At 48.6% G+C, this 16648-nt stretch carries 14 protein-coding genes; 9 read left to right on the forward strand and 5 right to left on the reverse strand.

All coding sequences use genetic code 11. The features are described 5' to 3' along the window. The first annotated feature begins 2 nt into the window (after window positions 1-2). Window positions 3-869, forward strand: a complete 867-nt coding sequence (locus tag WC593_02860; protein ID MFA4824077.1) for a phosphoribosylformylglycinamidine synthase subunit PurQ — start codon at window positions 3-5, stop codon at window positions 867-869. A 78-nt stretch (window positions 870-947) separates the two neighbouring features. On the opposite strand, the gene WC593_02865 is transcribed toward WC593_02860, so the two are convergent. Continuing rightward, on the reverse strand, window positions 948-2657 hold the full coding sequence (locus WC593_02865; GenBank protein MFA4824078.1) for a histidine kinase N-terminal 7TM domain-containing protein: 1710 nt from the start codon (window positions 2655-2657) through the stop codon (window positions 948-950). 413 nt (window positions 2658-3070) lie between these two features. Then, a complete protein-coding gene (locus WC593_02870) occupies window positions 3071-4480 on the reverse strand; it encodes an NAD(P)H-dependent oxidoreductase (GenBank protein MFA4824079.1) in 1410 nt (469 codons plus the stop codon). Window positions 4481-5024: 544 nt separating this feature from the next. Here WC593_02870 and WC593_02875 point away from each other — a divergent pair. From WC593_02875 to WC593_02900, 6 genes are all read left to right on the forward strand, one after another. Next, entirely contained in the window at window positions 5025-6050 is a 1026-nt protein-coding gene (locus WC593_02875) for a hypothetical protein (GenBank protein MFA4824080.1), read from the forward strand. A gap of 391 nt (window positions 6051-6441) precedes the next feature. Then, on the forward strand, window positions 6442-7965 hold the full coding sequence (locus WC593_02880) for a sodium:solute symporter family protein (GenBank protein MFA4824081.1): 1524 nt from the start codon (window positions 6442-6444) through the stop codon (window positions 7963-7965). A gap of 132 nt (window positions 7966-8097) precedes the next feature. Beyond that, window positions 8098-8850 (forward strand): zinc-ribbon domain-containing protein, encoded by a 753-nt coding sequence (locus WC593_02885; protein ID MFA4824082.1) that lies wholly within the window; start codon window positions 8098-8100, stop codon window positions 8848-8850. An 87-nt stretch (window positions 8851-8937) separates the two neighbouring features. Beyond that, window positions 8938-10254: an FAD-dependent oxidoreductase gene (locus WC593_02890; GenBank protein ID MFA4824083.1), complete on the forward strand. Its 1317-nt coding sequence runs from the start codon at window positions 8938-8940 to the stop codon at window positions 10252-10254. 65 nt (window positions 10255-10319) lie between these two features. Further along, window positions 10320-11018 (forward strand): glycosyltransferase, encoded by a 699-nt coding sequence (locus WC593_02895; protein MFA4824084.1) that lies wholly within the window; start codon window positions 10320-10322, stop codon window positions 11016-11018. A gap of 38 nt (window positions 11019-11056) precedes the next feature. Then, window positions 11057-11482: a PaaI family thioesterase gene (locus WC593_02900; protein MFA4824085.1), complete on the forward strand. Its 426-nt coding sequence runs from the start codon at window positions 11057-11059 to the stop codon at window positions 11480-11482. A gap of 255 nt (window positions 11483-11737) precedes the next feature. Here the strand turns inward: WC593_02900 and WC593_02905 are convergent, their stop codons facing one another. The 3 genes from WC593_02905 to WC593_02915 all read right to left on the reverse strand — a co-directional run bounded on the left by WC593_02905 (window position 11738) and on the right by WC593_02915 (window position 13243). Continuing rightward, window positions 11738-12160, reverse strand: coding sequence for a YkgJ family cysteine cluster protein (locus tag WC593_02905; protein MFA4824086.1), 423 nt, complete (start codon window positions 12158-12160; stop codon window positions 11738-11740). A 200-nt stretch (window positions 12161-12360) separates the two neighbouring features. Continuing rightward, window positions 12361-12681 (reverse strand): hypothetical protein, encoded by a 321-nt coding sequence (locus WC593_02910; protein MFA4824087.1) that lies wholly within the window; start codon window positions 12679-12681, stop codon window positions 12361-12363. Window positions 12682-12955: 274 nt separating this feature from the next. Then, window positions 12956-13243, reverse strand: coding sequence for a hypothetical protein (locus WC593_02915; protein MFA4824088.1), 288 nt, complete (start codon window positions 13241-13243; stop codon window positions 12956-12958). 502 nt (window positions 13244-13745) lie between these two features. On the opposite strand from WC593_02915, the gene WC593_02920 reads away from it, so the two are divergent. Both WC593_02920 and WC593_02925 read left to right on the forward strand, forming a co-directional pair. Further along, window positions 13746-14342, forward strand: a complete 597-nt coding sequence (locus tag WC593_02920; GenBank protein ID MFA4824089.1) for a GNAT family N-acetyltransferase — start codon at window positions 13746-13748, stop codon at window positions 14340-14342. Between the two features lie 256 nt (window positions 14343-14598). Then, window positions 14599-16611 carry a SpoIIE family protein phosphatase gene (locus tag WC593_02925; protein MFA4824090.1) on the forward strand — a complete coding sequence of 671 codons (2013 nt, stop codon included), beginning with the start codon at window positions 14599-14601 and terminating at the stop codon, window positions 16609-16611. Window positions 16612-16648: the final 37 nt, after the last annotated feature.

The raw sequence follows: 16648 nt of genomic DNA on the forward strand, positions 1-16648 counted from the left end.
TCATGGCGATTGCTGCAAAACGAATATCTCTCCGGGCGACTGGTGCGATCCGCCGATCGATCCAGGTGAAGATAGGTGAGAAAGCACTGATAATGAGTGGCTTTGGGATCAACTCCGAAATGGAAACAAAAGAGGTGCTCGCCCGGGCCGGCATGGATGCAGACATTGTCCATATCAACGACCTGATCGCAGGACGCAAGCGTCTCTCGGAATACCGGCTGCTGGTATTTCCGGGGGGGTTTTCCTATGGAGACGATACCGGTGCCGGCAATGCCTACGCCAACCGGGTGAGAAATAATCTCTGGGATGACCTGCTGGAGTTCCTTGACGGGGATAATCTCGTGCTGGGGATCTGTAACGGTTTCCAGATCCTTGCAAATCTCGGGCTGGTTCCGGCGTTTGACAAACACTATACCCGCGACATCGCCCTGATGCCCAACCGGGGCGGCAGGCTGGAATGCCGGTTTGTCTCGTTAAAGCCCGTTGCTGACAATCTCTGGACCAAAGGTATCGAGCGGTTGTACTGTCCGGTCGCACACGGGGAAGGTAATCTCTCCTGCACCCCGGAGACCCTGCTGCGCTTAAAGCGGCAGAAGATGATCGCGTTTACGTACTGTAAGGATGATTTAACTCCAGCGTACGGAGAATATCCCTGGAATCCGAATGGCTCGGTGGAAGATATTGCCGGGATAACATCCGCGGACGGTAAGGTGCTGGGACTCATGCCTCACCCTGAAAGAGCTATGGAGTTTGTCAACCTGTATGACTGGCCGCTGATGAAAGAAAAGATGCGGCGCAACGGTGTGCCTGTGCCGGCCGAATCCATGAATATGCACCTGTTCCGGAATGCAGTCGGGTATTTCCGGTAAACGGGATTATTTTCAGAAGATTTGAAATTAAGGGGATCCCCTATCTGAAATTGAACGAGACGTGGGGGTACGAATGGATTATTGCCCGCTACCTCCGTACCGGAATTTCCCACAAGGCACACGACATTCAAACCGTGCCCCTCTGCCCAGCTCACCGGTTTCATTGATTGTGATGTCAGTGATGGCAAGGATCTCCTTGGAAAGAAACAGCCCAAGCCCGGTATTCTTCCCAAACCCGCGTTCGAATAGCCGGGCTTTATCCTCTTTTGTGATCCCTGCTCCGTCATCATCAACGACAATGACCAGATCATCACCGGACTGGTGGGTGGATATGGTTATCGATGAGATCCCTGCGCCGCCATATTTTATTGAGTTTTCGAACAGATTGTAGAATACTTTCTCCAGCATCGGATCGGCATAAACTTCGAGAGAGCCGGTGTTGCTGATTAAAGAGATATTCTTAAGATCCGCATGTTTCTTTGCCCGGTTTATCACCGTATCTACATTCTGCCAGACAGGTACTTCGGTCCCCAGCTGCTGGTATTCCCGGGTAAACGCAATCTGATCACCCATTGCTTCGACAGCCATCTTCTGCCGGTCAAGGTACTCTTTCTGAAGGGGATCGGTGGATAGTTCCTGACTCATTTCAAGGTAGATGGACACAGCCATAAGTTTATTCGAGAGATCGTGACGGGTGATGCTGGAGAGGAGACTGATTTTTTTATGGGCTTCTTCAAGTGCGAGCGCCACTTGTTTCCGGTCGGTGATATCCCGAAACAGGCAAACATAGCCGGCAGCACCTGTCCGACAGAAATCCATGGGAGTGACAAGCACATCATAAAATACCGGGCTCCGCTCCTTCCTGATCTGGATCTCGATTCGGTGCTCCATCACTTCCGACACAGGATCTTCCTGAATGGATGCGAGTCCGGGGAAGACTTCGGCAACGGTCCGCCCGATGGCATCATGCGATGATACTCCGGTAATCTGTTCCGCTGCCGGATTGAGATCAATCACAAGGTTTTTCCCGTTTGCAACAATCACTCCGTCCCTCATAGTAGAAAAGACAAGCGAGTACGCGACCGGTACGGTTGAGAAGAGCTGGTATCGGAGGATACCCACAGCAAGGATAAGCCCGGCAATGAGGAACGCGATGGGTGTCAGGTCGTAATCCGGGAAAGGGGCAAGCCTGAACACATAGGTCATGTTACACAGTGCCGGGATGCATGCTGCGCAGACCAAGAGCATTGTCTGGCGCCGGTAGAGTCCGGTGGGAGCAAAGAGCCTTCCTGCAGCGAGAACGAGCGCGATAAGGGCAAGGATGTAGCAGTACGCGATATGAATCCAGAACAAGGGGCCATGCTCGTAGATCCAGATAACTGATCCGCCGAGTGACTCCTGGTAAAACCCTGAATAATAGAGATGATGCCAGGGATTGGTAAGAACAAGGATCCAGACCAGTACCGGGATAATGAAAAACAAAGGAATTGTGCGCCGGGTGAGATACTGCTCACGCCCGGTATAACAGAGGACAATGAAGAGCCAGGCAATTGGCACAGTTGATACGGCAGGATACTCGATATTGTTGAGGAGGAGGACAGTCGGGAGATTGGTGCTCATCAGTTCCAGGGCATACCCGAAAATCCAGACAGACTCTGCCGCCATCAGCAGGATGAAAGGTTGAAATATTGGTATCGAACGATTGCGCCACGCAATGACCATCAGGACGGTAGAGACCAACCCTGATAGCAGCATGACAATAACGGCAGGAGAGTACTGGATAATCATTTATTCATCTACTGATTGGGGGTATTTTCCCGAGAATGATGTATTGTTGGTGAAATCGGGAATCTTTATTACCGGATCACGGATTGCGTATTGTTGTGATAGGTAGTATAAGTCATTTCTTAAGGCTCATAAATACCCCCCTTTGTATGTCTGGTGTCTGTTACCCGTAATTCAGATCGCACTCCTGTTAGATAACAAAAAATGGTTGGACAAACTCTTGATGTTTGGTAAGGGGTGGGAGTGAGACTCCATTTGGCCGGGTACTATGAGAACAGGCTCTGGACATGTACTTATCGGCACTTTTGAGAGAGCGGACGGTACCCTTACGCTCCAACAATTAATTTTCGGGAGCTTCTTCAAACGCCCTGCTTACTCCCGCTCGCACCACTGGCCCGCACGACTCATCTTCCATCTCACTTCTTACGAGCCTCTTCCTTCACCCGGATTAAGACCGGGCTATCGGTAAATACCCGCTCGAATGGCTGAATCATGTGCTTTTTCATATTCTGCACCGCCTCTTTCCTGACGGGAGGGAGATCGAGAAAGAAGGAGAAAAGGGCAGTCCGGATCCGCTTTCCGGACTCTTTCTGGGGAAAATCATAGAACCCGGTCTTTAAGTAATGGCGATGGTCGGCCTTGAAAATTGCACGCATCTCTCCCCAGATCTCATCCCGGAAGAGTTTGTGGCCGGCAATTGCAGGAAACATTGGGGGGGCCATGTAACCGGATTCCGAGAGCCGTATACACCGCTCTGCAAGGGCATTAATCCGGTGATCGATCACCGCAGAATCTCCGCCTTCATCGGTAACGATCCCGGCAAGGTTTGCACCCTGTACTGCAGGATATGCAGTCAGTACTTCGTTGAGCGTTGCAAGCTGGGAAAGGGGACCTTCGATCAGGTACCCGAACTGTTTCCCGGTCATACGCGGCACATGGCCGAGGAAAAAACTCCGGTCAATTACCTGTTTGAAATCTGCCGACAGGTATCGGTCCTTTACCGTACCGGCAAAAATCAGGATATCGGCCATGAGCACCTGCTCGTTCCAGAACGCACTAAACCCATCGGCATAAACACAGGAATTATCAAAGGCACAGCGGCAGCAGCCAAGGCAGCCTCCTTTCATTCCGGCATCCTGTACGGATAGGACAGAGGCCGATTTCCCAAAACATGCCGCTGCCTGGGTCACCATCCGCTCCAAGTTAGACCCGCTCACCGCATCAGTAAGAATGACGACTTTTATCCCAGTACACTCAAACGGGACCGGAGCCGGGCCCGGAGAGTACAGGACAGTGGGGAAATGAATTTGTGGGTACCTCTCCTGGATACAGGATTTTCTGGAAGCCCCGGTAAAAAAATCATCGCCGAACCTGAAAAGCTGTTCCTGTACCGGCACCGACAAGAGATCCTCCATCTTTGCCGAAAAGGAACCGGTAAACGACATACCAAGATCCTCTGCGATTGCATGCAGGTAGGCATTGGCAGTATGATCAAAGAAATGAATAGAAGTGGTGATTGACGCTGCGTATTTCCCGGTGAATGCGGACTTGGCGTTCCGGGAAAAAACCTTCTCAATAAACCGTTTCATCTGTGAGGGTACCAGCATGTAATAGACCGGGGTTGCAAAGAGCACCGCATCAGATGAAGTGATGGATGCCACCACCTTGTCAAATTCTGCTTCTTGTGTTTCGAGAGAATGAATCCGCTGGCCCACATGCTCGATAATAAATGTATGAACGGGAAATGCCAGTTCCAGGAAATGGACATATTGCATTGTCACACTGTCGCTGCCCTTGGGACTGCCATTCAGTACACAGATCTTCATACCAATCCTCTCTTCACATGCTTCTTCTTTGCATCCTATTAAAGTGACGGATTAACCAGCAGGATTTGCGAAGGCAGGGAAAAAATGATTCCGATGGCCTCCGGCATACTCAGTCAAGGGGCAATCCCAAACTGAAAAATGGATAAGAGGGACGCATTCAGGATTTTACTTTTTTTTCTACAGCATAAATAAAAACGGATAACAAGAGCAGAAAAACCATCCGGGTTTATCGGTCATACCCAATCCAATAAGCCAAGAGAGAGGATATAAAAAAACAGGCGAGATTTCCTTTATCTTATTTCGCGCTGTCGTACCCGCATCGCTTGCAGGTGTAGCTGCCATCAGGTCTGACCTTGAGATTGGTATCCTGACATTTTGCACAGATTGGCTTATCATGCTTTACCCGTATGGTTTGTGGTTTTTGATCCATGAGGATTGGTAGCTATTTTACTATTTAGATATACCGTGAGAAACGGAATGGCAGAACTCATATCTTTTTGACCACATCTTCATCACCAATCAGGCATAATAACGGATGAGTACTATGATACAATCTCCCTTTCGGATATTCCTTTACCTCCTGCTCCTGGGCGTACTGCTGGTCCTGACCCCTGTCGCGGCAATCTCCCTTTCGCCCGGAAGCTCATTTTCCGGTGCACCCTCGATAGCAAACGGTGATTCTGTTTATATCCATGGCATTGCCACTGGTCACCCACAAAACGGCTTGCAGGTCTGGCTGTTTGGAAACAATTATGTAAAAATTTCCACAATTTCCCCGGATTCAGACAATTCCTATGAGTATGAACTCAAACCTGCCGATACCCGGACCCTTGCACCGGGACAGTATTTCGTCCTGATCCAGCACCCGATGATGAACGGGCAGTTTGATATTTACTATGATGCCTCATCCGGTAAAGTATTCAACCGCCAGCTCGGGACCGGAACCTCCATCTTCCAGCTCACCGGAGGTGGCAGCCTTCAGACCCCTTCGGGAGCAAACGCACTGATGCAGGCCATCAACAGCCAGAATGTCGATGATACCTTTGCAACTGCATCGTTTATCATCAATCCCCCATCGGCATTCATCGACCCGGTCGGTTCCCGGGTTGTAGGAGAACAGTTCACTATCACGGGTTCGACCAATCTCGCGGTGGGTGACAACCTGATGGTTGAAATTACCTCATCGTCATTCAAGCCCACGTATAAATCCCAGAGTGCCGAATTCTCGGGAGCCACGGGTATGGTAAAGGTAAAACAGGGAAACGGTGCATTAAACCGGTGGTCGTTTCCGGTCGATGCATCAACTTTTAAACCGGATGAATATATCGTCAAGGTGTCCGGCATCACGGTGGATGTAACGGGATCTACCTTTTTCAATATCGTTGAGAAACTCCCGACCACTCCCGCAACAACGGCACCGTTCATCACAGAGCAACCAATTCTGACAATTGCTACAACTATACCAACACCAATACCAGTATCCACAACAACGAAGTCTCCCTTGCCAGTAATGGTAACTATTGGCGCGATTGGGCTGATTGCCCTGATGACAATCGCCGGCAAAAAATAATTTTATTCAGCAAATTTTTTTATTCACATTTGGGCATTTCACCACATTAAAAAAGTACTTTCAGCAAATTCCGGTTCACAGATTAAGGGCATTATGCCGTTACTTATTGACAACCTGTCGCTGAAACAATTGGAGGTTTCTGCAGTTATTCTGATATCTGCACGGGAAAACTATGTCCGGATAATCATAATAAAAAAGCAATAAAAAAAACTTTTTCTACGCCCTTATTTTCTGGAATAATTTCGATCGTGTTATATGTTAACATGTTAGATTTTAGCAGGGTACTATGTTTGGATTGCCGGATATCACGGTTTTTGTTGTCGGGGGCGTTGTTCTTATCATCGCCGCATTGTTGTTGTACTGGGGAATAACCTTCAAGGGGCATGATTAAATGGCAGCGGACTTTCTCACTATCACCGTTGTCGGTCTGTACTTCCTTGCAATGCTCGGTATCGGGGTCTGGGCATCAAAAAAGATCAAGAACACGGAAGACTACCTTGTTGCCGGCCGCCAGCTCGGTTTCTGGGTTTTCATCCTCTTAATGATCGGCACGGTCTGTTCGGGTATGTCGCTGCTTGGGGTCTCCGGTCTCGGATATAAAGCCGGCTGGCCCACCATCTGGGAGCAGATTTTCGTTCCGCTCTCGATTGGTATCTGTATCATATTCTTCGGGGTCAAGCTGCACAATGTTGCAAAAACCGCAGGTTACGTAACGGTTCAGGATTACCTTGCGCATAGGTACGAAAGCCCGACTGCGCTCCGGACGCTCAGTGCAGTTGCCGGTATTATCGTCTCGTTGATCTATCTCGTCGGGCAGTATACGGCAATTGCAATTGTGCTCATATGGCTCTTCCAGATCCCCCTCTGGCTGGCTCTCCTTATCGCAACGGTCGTTACCATGGCATATACCGCAATCGGGGGACTCTATGCAGTTGCATGGGCATCACTCGTTCAGGCAATTATCCTCATTGTCGGGGTTCTTGTTATGGCACCGATCATCATCTGGAAGGCCGGCGGTTTTACCCATGTAAACGAGTTCATCGCAACCGTCAACCCGAATCTCGTCATGCCGTGGAACCCGGTTGGCGCATTTGCCCCGCCCTATATTATCTCGTTTGCACTCCTGCTGGGCCTCGGTCTTGCCTGCGCACCGCATGTCATCAACAACGTGCTGACGATAAAAGACGTAAAGTACTTCAAGTGGTCCCCGCTGATCGCTTTTGTCCTCTACGGCGCGGTCATTTTCCTCCTGAAATTTGCCGGTTTTGCCGGTCTTGTGATGGTCAAGGAAGGTATGTTTACCCTTCCCGCTGTGCCGAATGCACAGGACTTCGTTATTCTGTACGGCATCGAGTACGCCATGCCAATCCTGGCCCTTTGGGCGATCTTTGCTGTTATAGTACTTGCAGCAGTCATGTCCACCACCGACCGGCTGATGCTAACCATTGGCGCCATGTTCTCGTGGGATATCTACAAAAAAGTGCTCAAGCCGGATGCAGATGACAAGACGGTCCTGCTCCTCTCTAAGATCGTGGTTGTTGTTTCAGCCTTTGCGACCATGATCATCGCCATCAATCCTCCTGATATGCTTGCCATCCTGATCTGGATGGGGATAGGTACCATGCTTGCAACTTTCGCCGTCCCGCTGCTCGCCGGCCTGTACTGGAGAGGTGCAACCCGGCAAGGAGCGCTTGCCAGCATGACGTTTGGCCTGCTCGCCGCACTCATCTTCGGCTTCCTCAATTACTTCAAGGTGGTTGCTCTTGGCATAGAATTTGCCAAGATCCCTCTCCACTTCTCGGCCTACGCATTTGTCATATCCGTGGTTATGATGATTGTCGTCAGCCTGTTGACGAAAAAGAATACGGAGAAAGTGCTCAACGAGACCCAGACCGGCTGGTATATTTCTAAATAATATTCTTTTTCAGGTTTTTGATCTATGCGGTGATAATTAAACGATTATCGTAATATTCGGACTGGCTTTTTTTATGAAAACCTTTTTTCCCCTTCCCGGGAAAGTATCAAACATACATTACCGGTGATTTATTTGCGATTCTGTCCCCAGTGCGGCAATGCTGTGATGCCCAATAATAAATTTTGTACCCGCTGTGGTGCATCCCTCCAGCCGGATCTTACCGGTACCGACGCGATCGCATCCCCGCAACCAGCTCGGCCGAGCCAGTCCCTCTCCCGGACCAAACCCTTTAACATAAAATCGACAACCAGCCTGATCGCCATTGCGGGAGTGGTTGTTATTACCCTTCTTGTCATCTTCATTGGCTATCCCCTTATCACGACCTCGCCTTCCCACCCCTCTGCAGGAACGCCCGCAACCTCATTATCAACACTTGCCACCGCAAACGGGAGCACTCAGGGCGGATCCTATGTAATTATCGAAACAGAAGAACCGACACCGTTGCCCACTACAGAACCGCTTCTCGTAGTCACTACGCTTATACCCACTACACTCATCACTCCCGGCAAGACCATGTCACAGGTTACGAAAGCCGTCTTCTGCCCATCGGACAGATTCGCCTGCAATAATACATGCATCGATCTGCTGACCAACAGCAGCAACTGCGGATCCTGCGGAAATACCTGCTCTGCGGGAAATTACTGTCTGAACGGCAATTGTGTTGTCACCTGTTCTGCAGAACAGATGAGTTGTCCTGACGGTTGTTTTAATCTGATGACCAATCCCCGGCATTGTGGCTCCTGTGGGAATTCCTGTCAGATAGGGCTTATTTGTTATAACGGCCGGTGTGATTCACCTGCAACACCCATGATAGTACCCAAATAATCTTGATGCAAAAGATACGTGGACCGGTACGAAATTTTCCCGTTTTTACACTCAATAATATAAATTCCGGCTGCCAACGTATGTGAAGTGACAATAGCAATTCTTGGCGGCGGACTTTCAGGACTCGCACTTGCCCGCCTCCTGCATGAGAAAGGCAACGATGTGGTTGTCCTTGAAGCGGAACCTGCGTATGGCGGGCTCTGCCGTTCAAAAAACGAACAGGGATTCACGTTCGATATTGGCGGGTCGCATATCATTTTCTCGCGGGATGCTGAAGTGCTCGCGTTCATGCGTCGGATGATTGCCGGAAACGAACAGCGCAATAATCGCAATACCAAGATTTTTTATAAAGACCAGTACGTCAAATACCCGTTTGAGAATGGCCTTTCTGACCTTCCGCAGGATGACCGGTTCTTCTGCATCAATGAGTTTGTAAAAACCCATGTCGCTGTTGAAAAAGGCGAATTGCCGGTACCAGGGAATTTCCGGGAATGGATTTACTATACGTTTGGAAAAGGGATTGCCGAATGTTATATGATCCCATACAATGAAAAGATCTGGAAGTTTCCCACAGAGAAGATGTCCCTGCACTGGGTGGACGGGCGTATTCCCCGCCCCCCTGTCGAGGATGTAATAAAATCAGCCATCGGCATTTCAACAGAAGGTTATACCCACCAGTCGGTTTTTTCCTATCCGCTGGATGGAGGTATTGAAGCACTTGTCAGTGCTATCGCTGAGCCGATTCGGGATCGCCTACGAACCGGGTTCTGCGTTACATCGGTGCGGAAAAAAGCCGGGCATTTCGAGATCAGTAATGGCCGTGACGTCATTATAGCAGATCAGTGCATATCTACAATACCCGTACAGAATCTTTTTTCTGCCCTCAACAGCGTCCCGGCAAAGGTAAAAGTAGCGTGTACTTCCCTCAGGTACAATGCACTTGTCTGTGTGAATATTGGGATACGGGGAGCAGTACCGGATATATCCTGGCTCTATATTCCGGAGATCGCACTGGGCATGACCAACCGCATCTCGTTCCCGTCCAATTACAGTGCCCACGGAGCCCCCGAAGGCTGCGGATCGGTGCTTGCCGAGATCACGCACCTGCCGGGCGATGAAGTGTCCCGCATGAATGATGAAGAGATCATTGCCCCGGTAATAAAGACATTAGAGGCAATGCACATCCTGAAAAAAGAACAGATTGTCTATACCTCGGTAGAACGCCAGCCATATGCTTACGTGGTCTACGATCTGGATTACCAGAAAAATATTGCCGTAGTTAAGGACTATTGCACATCGATAGGTATCCCCTTAGTCGGCAGGTTCTCACAATTTGAGTATCTCAATATGGACGGCTGCCTCCGCAGTGTTATGGATTTTGTTGCACGGCAACGGGATTTCTGATCCTTTTTTTTAGATCACGCTTATAATCCGTAAACGTGAAAATGGTACAGGAGTTTTTCCCTTCAATGATATCAGTCATCATTCCCACGTTTAACGAAGAGGAGAATATCGCCCAGTGCCTCGTCTCGCTGTCACATCAGGATATCCCGAGAACCGATTACGAGATCATTGTTGTTGATGGTGGTTCAAAAGATACAACCTGTGAGATTGCAAAAAAGTATGCCGACAGGGTATTCACCCAGACCAGCAAAAAAGTGGGGGGAGCCCGCAATGACGGGGTCAGGGAAGCGAAAGGTGATATTGTCGCAACAACGGATGCAGATTGCATACTTCCTCCGCACTGGATCAAAAACCTTGCAGAGGATTTCAAGGATCCCAATGTTGTGCAGGTCTATGGTCCGGTGTATCCCATCGAAGAAGGCATAGGAAACGGTTTCTCGCTCCTGCTTGCCAATACCTTTGCCCGCATCGGCTATTACAGCAAAACCTTTTACTATACACTTGGATGCAACACCGCATTTCGAAAAGATGCTTTCATCAAAGCTGGCATGTATCGCTGCATTGATGCCGGTGATGATCTGGAGATCGCGATGCGGATGAAAGATGAGGGAAAGATCCTTTTTGACAACCGGCTCAAGGTGGGCTTTTCCATGCGGAGATACCAGAAATTCGGCACCCTCCAATCCCTTTACGAATGGGTTTATATTGTATCCAAAGGGGGAGAATCCGAAAAATATTCTTATTCCCAGAAAAAATACAAATGATTTTATCACATCTCACTTTTCATTCGTAAGGTTATGGTATGCCAACAGCAGATCAACCCGATATAAAAAAAGAGCATGAAATGCGCCGGATCACCGCATTCAACGACAGCCCTTTTGCACAGTTGCTCAACATGAGCGTCACAGAAGCTCATGATGGTTATGCCCGTGTTGTGATGGATTGCTGCCAAATCTTAAACCCGCATGACGTAGCGCACGGGGGCGCAATATTTGCAATTGCTGATCAGGCATTTGGTATTGCCGCAAACTGCGGAAACATTGACCGGGTTGCCGTGTCTGTGCACATCCAGTATATCGCACCTGCAACAGGTACTCTTGTTGCAATCGCAAAACGAGTTGCAGATAACGGCAGGTACTCCACATTCCGGGTGATGGTCTATGAAGGTGAACGTATAATTGCTGAATTTGATGGGGTAGCAATCCAGGTTAGTCCCTCTCCATCGTAAAAACAGATTTTTACATTACCCTGATCATTTTTTTAATTACGACTCTATTAAAATTGTCATCTTCTAGGGTCCGTTTATTCTTTTAACCGTGGTTTGAAGGGAGATTCGACCCCTAATCCATGCATGCTCGCAATACATACGTTACCTGCATAATACCGGGAATAGCCAAAAATCCTTGTCATTATAATGAAATCGAAAAAAATCCTTGCCAAAATTTTTGGAATGATAAAAAACGAGAGGGCGCATGCTGCTGGATCAGAGCTGCCATCTGCCACTATGGCTGGTTTTTGCCAGACCCTTGCACCGGTTGAAGTATGTCTCACCCCAGATCCAGGGCTGATAGGTACAGCACATGTCGGGTTTCACCAGATGGATGCCGCAGAGATATCGCTCTTTTGCTACGCGACGCAGGAAAGGACAGACAGTGACATACTCACCGGTGTCGGGATTGCGCATTTCTATTGAGACAATTGTCCCAAGGTCTTCAGCCACAAGGTCGGTACAGTTTATTGGTGTGCCTCTCTCCATATACGCAATAAACCAGCGCAGGATATCAGTTCGCTCCTGCTCCATCCAGATATATACATTCGGCACTGTCGGTGTAATACCGGGACCGAAAATCCGGCAGCAGAGTCCACACTGCTCACAGGGTTCATCTTCGGTAATTTGGTAATCCATTGAGTTCCCATCCACTATTCATCCGGCAGCTGGATAATGTTTTGCAGTTCGGTTCCGGCAGGACGTGTTGCCTCAAATAAAGCGGCAGATCTTTTCCAATTCTGATGTGAAAAAATCCTTTAAAAAATTCCTGAATATTTGTTGATAACCGGATCCGTTCCGGCTAAATTCACGACTGATAAAAAAACAGGTAAAATTGATTATTTTCGGTACGTGGTAAAACCCATGGGAAAAGATCCATTTGCTCCAATCTGGGTCAATACACAAGCATTGGATCCTTCATTGTTATTGGCGCAGATTTTGAGGTTTGTATCTTCAAGGGAATAGGTCCCCGTGAAATTTCCCGCCCCGTTTAAGAATTTCACGGTTCCATCTGGATTCAGTATGATAACACTTGATGGATCATCGACACAGGTATAGGTGCCCGTATATCTTCCTGCAGAGGTACAACCGGAAAATACAAGGAACGATACAAGTGTACCCAGCAGGAGTGCATTTATGAGATGTTTCATTGTTATCATAATAGACGTAATCACTATGCATTCCGGGTATTTACGCATTATTAAGAGCCCGGATTACCTGTTATCATCCGAATCTTTTCTGCTAATTATCTTTTGTTCCGGCAGACTCGTGCCTTGCTGAGAAGGGCCATTCCGAGGAATCAGATGCGTTCAAGCGTCTTCGTTGTGAAAAATGTTCCGGATATCGCACTCAATTATTCATTACTTCCGGGTAGTTCTCATCTTTGTGTCGTTCATCTTCGGCACTCACAGATTGAATAACCTGAAAGCAGTATCAGTATTCTGATGCTGGGGTAAACGGTGATTCTTCCTCGTTTTTCTGCTGGTGATGCTCAATGAGTCTCCGCACCTCATCGTACGCTTTCTGTTTATCCTTTATTCCCGTAAAGAGAATGCGGACTTCATCGATATCGTCTTTTATGTAAACAGCTTCGTCATACGCGATCAACAGGATCTTTCCTTCCGGGCCAAAGGTGTGCTCTTCGCGTTCTCCGGTCATATACCGCTCGCGTTGTTCTTTTGTCGGCGCCGCATATTTGTTCTCGTACCGGTAGACTCCCATTTCCCTTCCCCGTGATTACTATTCTAAACACAGACACATTAACATATTGACTGACAGGTTGGTGATGACTATTGCCCCCTTCTCCCAGTTGTGGGAAGCTCCGATACTATTTCCGTCCAATACCGGACAATATTCAGAAGATGACCAATATCAACCCTCGATTAAAACAAAAAGATTTGCTCTGTAGAAAACCTTTTTTTATAATATATTGCCCCCCTCTTGCGCCACCAGTCCCCCGTTGGGGGACGGGCGCAGTGCGATAGCCCGAGTAAGGTTACAGGTAATACATCGTCATCGCAATGGGGGGTGCCCCAGTGGCGGGGGCGAAGCTCCCGAGAGCGATCAGAGTTTTCTAAATGAATTCTACAGAGCAAAAAGATTTGCAAAGGATCAGTACACATTATGCATATACATGGATAATTACCGGAAAGAACGTATAGGTCCTCATCGGCAACAGGAGCATTTTTTTCCGGCCTGTCAATGCCTGCCCCTGACATCGGATATGGTTGATATAACCGCCCGTCTTTATGCGGAGGTTTTTACTGCGGACGAACCCACTACCCGATGGCATGGGGTAGTACTGGAGGAATTTTTACCCTTTGCCCGGCGCTATGTACAGTATTGCGCAACCAGCGGTTTGAGTTTCATTGCCCGGGATAATACATCCGGAAAGACGATTGGGTTCATTTTCTGCACGGATCTCACTACGAATCTGGAAGCACTCGGACCTGAAATGAGCGCATTTCTCTCCCACTTTGATGCAACGATCCAGCTTATCGAAACACTGGAAGCACAGTATCTTAACATCGGAATCGTAGAACCGGGCCAAATCCTGCATATCTACCAGCTGGGCGTGTGCCGGAAAGCGAGGGGGAAGTCGGTATCTGCTGTTCTCATCCAACGGGTACTTGATTTTGCCCGGGAACGGGGATACCGGACAATCGTTGCGGACTGTACCGGGTCGGTATCCCGCCATTCGTTTGAGAACTGTGGATTTGAAAACGCCGGTTCTCTTACCTATGCAGATTTCCTTTTCCAGGGCATCGCATTCTTCGATGGGCTGGAAGGAGAAATTTCCCTGATGGTTCGGAATATCTGATAATTTTCCTAAATATGATGATCCCTGTTCTCTCGACGATAAAAATCCAGCTATTTTAGATTTTTCTGAAAGGAAAAATCTGTCTTACGATACGGTTTTTTCACCCGGGTTGAATGATGGTAAATACCGGTAATTCTTTACCACATTAAAAAAGATTATTTCTCGTTTTTCGCAATTTGGAGATTCATCTATCAGTGTACCTGCGGGAAGAATGTTCATACCCGATAACGGTCAATTCTTGCACAGGAGCAGGGTAATGGGATCACGGGAAAGAACAATTCAGGGAGAGATCATCGACTTTTTACCGGATGCCACGTTTGTGATTGATGGCGATGGGAAAGTGATTGCATGGAACCGGGCCATGGAGGTGATGACCGGTGTACCTGCACAATCTATGATCGGGAAAGGGAATTACGAATATGCCCTCCCGTTTTATGGCGAACGCAAACCTATGCTGGCAAACCTCATCTTCATGCCGGAAGTGGAGATCGAGAAACGGTATGACACGGTTGAGAAAATTGGTGATACGTTAGTCGTAGATATTTTCATCCCGACATTCCGTCCCGGGGGTGTATATTTCTGGGCTAAAGCAAGCCCCCTATTTGATCCGCAGGGCAATATCTCCGGCGCAATTGAAACGATCCGGGATATCTCTGACCGGAAACGGGCAGAGCAGGAGATGGAGAGAACCCACCAGAGAATGGCGGAGATCATCGACTTTTTGCCGGATGCCACGTTTGTGATCGATGGCGATGGGAAAGTGATTGCATGGAACCGGGCCATGGAGGTGATGACTGGTGTACCTGCACAATCTATGATCGGGAAAGGGAATTACGAATATGCCCTCCCGTTTTATGGCGAGCGCAAACCTATGCTGGCAAACCTCATCTTCATGCCGGAAGTGGAGATCGAGCAACGGTATGACACGGTTGAGAAGATTGGTGATACGTTAGTCGTAGATATTTTCATCCCGACATTCCGTCCCGGGGGTGTATATTTCTGGGCTAAAGCAAGCCCGCTGTTTGATCCGCAGGGCAATATCTCCGGCGCAATTGAAACGATCCGGGATATCTCTGACCGGAAACGGGCAGAGCAGGAAATCACCCGCTCCCGGCAGAGTCTTGAAGAGATCATCAGTTTTTTACCGGATGCCACGTTTGTCATCAACCGTGAGGGCATTGTCATAACATGGAACCGGGCCATGGAAGAGCTGACAGGAGTGTCTGCCCAATCCATGATGGGAAAGGGGGATTATGAATATGCCCTCCCGTTTTATGGTGAGAAAAAACCCATGCTGGCCAATCTGATTCTCATGCCCGAAGCTGATGTAGAGAACCTGTATACGCATGTGCAGCGGGAAGGTGATACACTTGTGGTGGACACGTTCATCCCGAAACTGGGAGAATCGGGACGTTTTTTCTGGGCCAAGGCAAGCCCGCTTTATGATCCCCAGGGTAATATTACCGGGGCTATTGAAACAATCCGTGATATTACCGAACGACGTGAGATGGAAGGACGCCTTGCCCGTTCGAAAGCCGAGCTCCAGATCGCAGCAGAGATCCAGCAGAGTTTCCTCCCCGAAGTTATCCCCCAGATCACCGGTTTTGATATCGCTGCAAAAAGTGTGATGGCAAAGGAGGTGGGCGGTGATTTCTTTGATGTGATACCGTTTGAGATCATCCCGCTGGAAAAAGGAACCCTCGGGATCATTATTGCAGATGTATCCGGAAAAGGAGTACCGGCTGCGCTGTTCATGGCATTATCCCGGATTGTGGTAAGAGTGAATGCTCTCTGGCACCGCGACCCGGCCCGGGCTATCTTTGATGCAAATAATGTCATTGCGCAGGATTCCAAGGCCGGCATGTTTGTCACCCTCTTTTACGGCACGCTTTCTGAAAAAAACCGGACCCTGACCTACGTCAATGCAGGGCATAATCCCCCGGTGGTATTCAGGAACAAGGATGGATCCTTAGAAGAACTCATGCCCACGGGAATTGTGCTGGGTGCTGTTGAGCACCGTGAATATTTTTCCCGGACTATCGATATTGGACCGGACGATATCATTGTCATGTATACCGATGGTATTACCGAATCGATCAATGCACGGGAAGAGATGTTTGGTGAAGAGAGATTGTATACCATTATAAAAAAGAGCGCCCGGTTGCCTGCGCGTGAAATCCTGGCAGATATCCTTGAAGCGGTACAACAGTTCACCGGTGATGTGCCCCAGTTCGATGACATCACCCTGATGGTGATAAAAGGGGTTTGATGGATATACTGCTAGTCACATAGTATTCTTTTTTTTT

Source organism: Methanoregula sp. (assembly GCA_041645435.1).
Classification (GTDB): Archaea; Halobacteriota; Methanomicrobia; order Methanomicrobiales; family Methanospirillaceae; genus Methanoregula.

Coding starts and splice junctions, on each gene's coding strand:
- WC593_02860 (MFA4824077.1), top strand. CDS start 3: ATGGCGATTGCTGCAAAACGAATATCTCTCCGGGCGACTGGTGCGATC.
- WC593_02865 (MFA4824078.1), bottom strand. CDS start 2,657: ATGATTATCCAGTACTCTCCTGCCGTTATTGTCATGCTGCTATCAGGG.
- WC593_02870 (MFA4824079.1), bottom strand. CDS start 4,480: ATGAAGATCTGTGTACTGAATGGCAGTCCCAAGGGCAGCGACAGTGTG.
- WC593_02875 (MFA4824080.1), top strand. CDS start 5,025: ATGATACAATCTCCCTTTCGGATATTCCTTTACCTCCTGCTCCTGGGC.
- WC593_02880 (MFA4824081.1), top strand. CDS start 6,442: ATGGCAGCGGACTTTCTCACTATCACCGTTGTCGGTCTGTACTTCCTT.
- WC593_02895 (MFA4824084.1), top strand. CDS start 10,320: ATGATATCAGTCATCATTCCCACGTTTAACGAAGAGGAGAATATCGCC.
- WC593_02900 (MFA4824085.1), top strand. CDS start 11,057: ATGCCAACAGCAGATCAACCCGATATAAAAAAAGAGCATGAAATGCGC.
- WC593_02905 (MFA4824086.1), bottom strand. CDS start 12,160: ATGGATTACCAAATTACCGAAGATGAACCCTGTGAGCAGTGTGGACTC.
- WC593_02910 (MFA4824087.1), bottom strand. CDS start 12,681: ATGATAACAATGAAACATCTCATAAATGCACTCCTGCTGGGTACACTT.
- WC593_02915 (MFA4824088.1), bottom strand. CDS start 13,243: ATGGGAGTCTACCGGTACGAGAACAAATATGCGGCGCCGACAAAAGAA.
- WC593_02920 (MFA4824089.1), top strand. CDS start 13,746: ATGGTTGATATAACCGCCCGTCTTTATGCGGAGGTTTTTACTGCGGAC.
- WC593_02925 (MFA4824090.1), top strand. CDS start 14,599: ATGGGATCACGGGAAAGAACAATTCAGGGAGAGATCATCGACTTTTTA.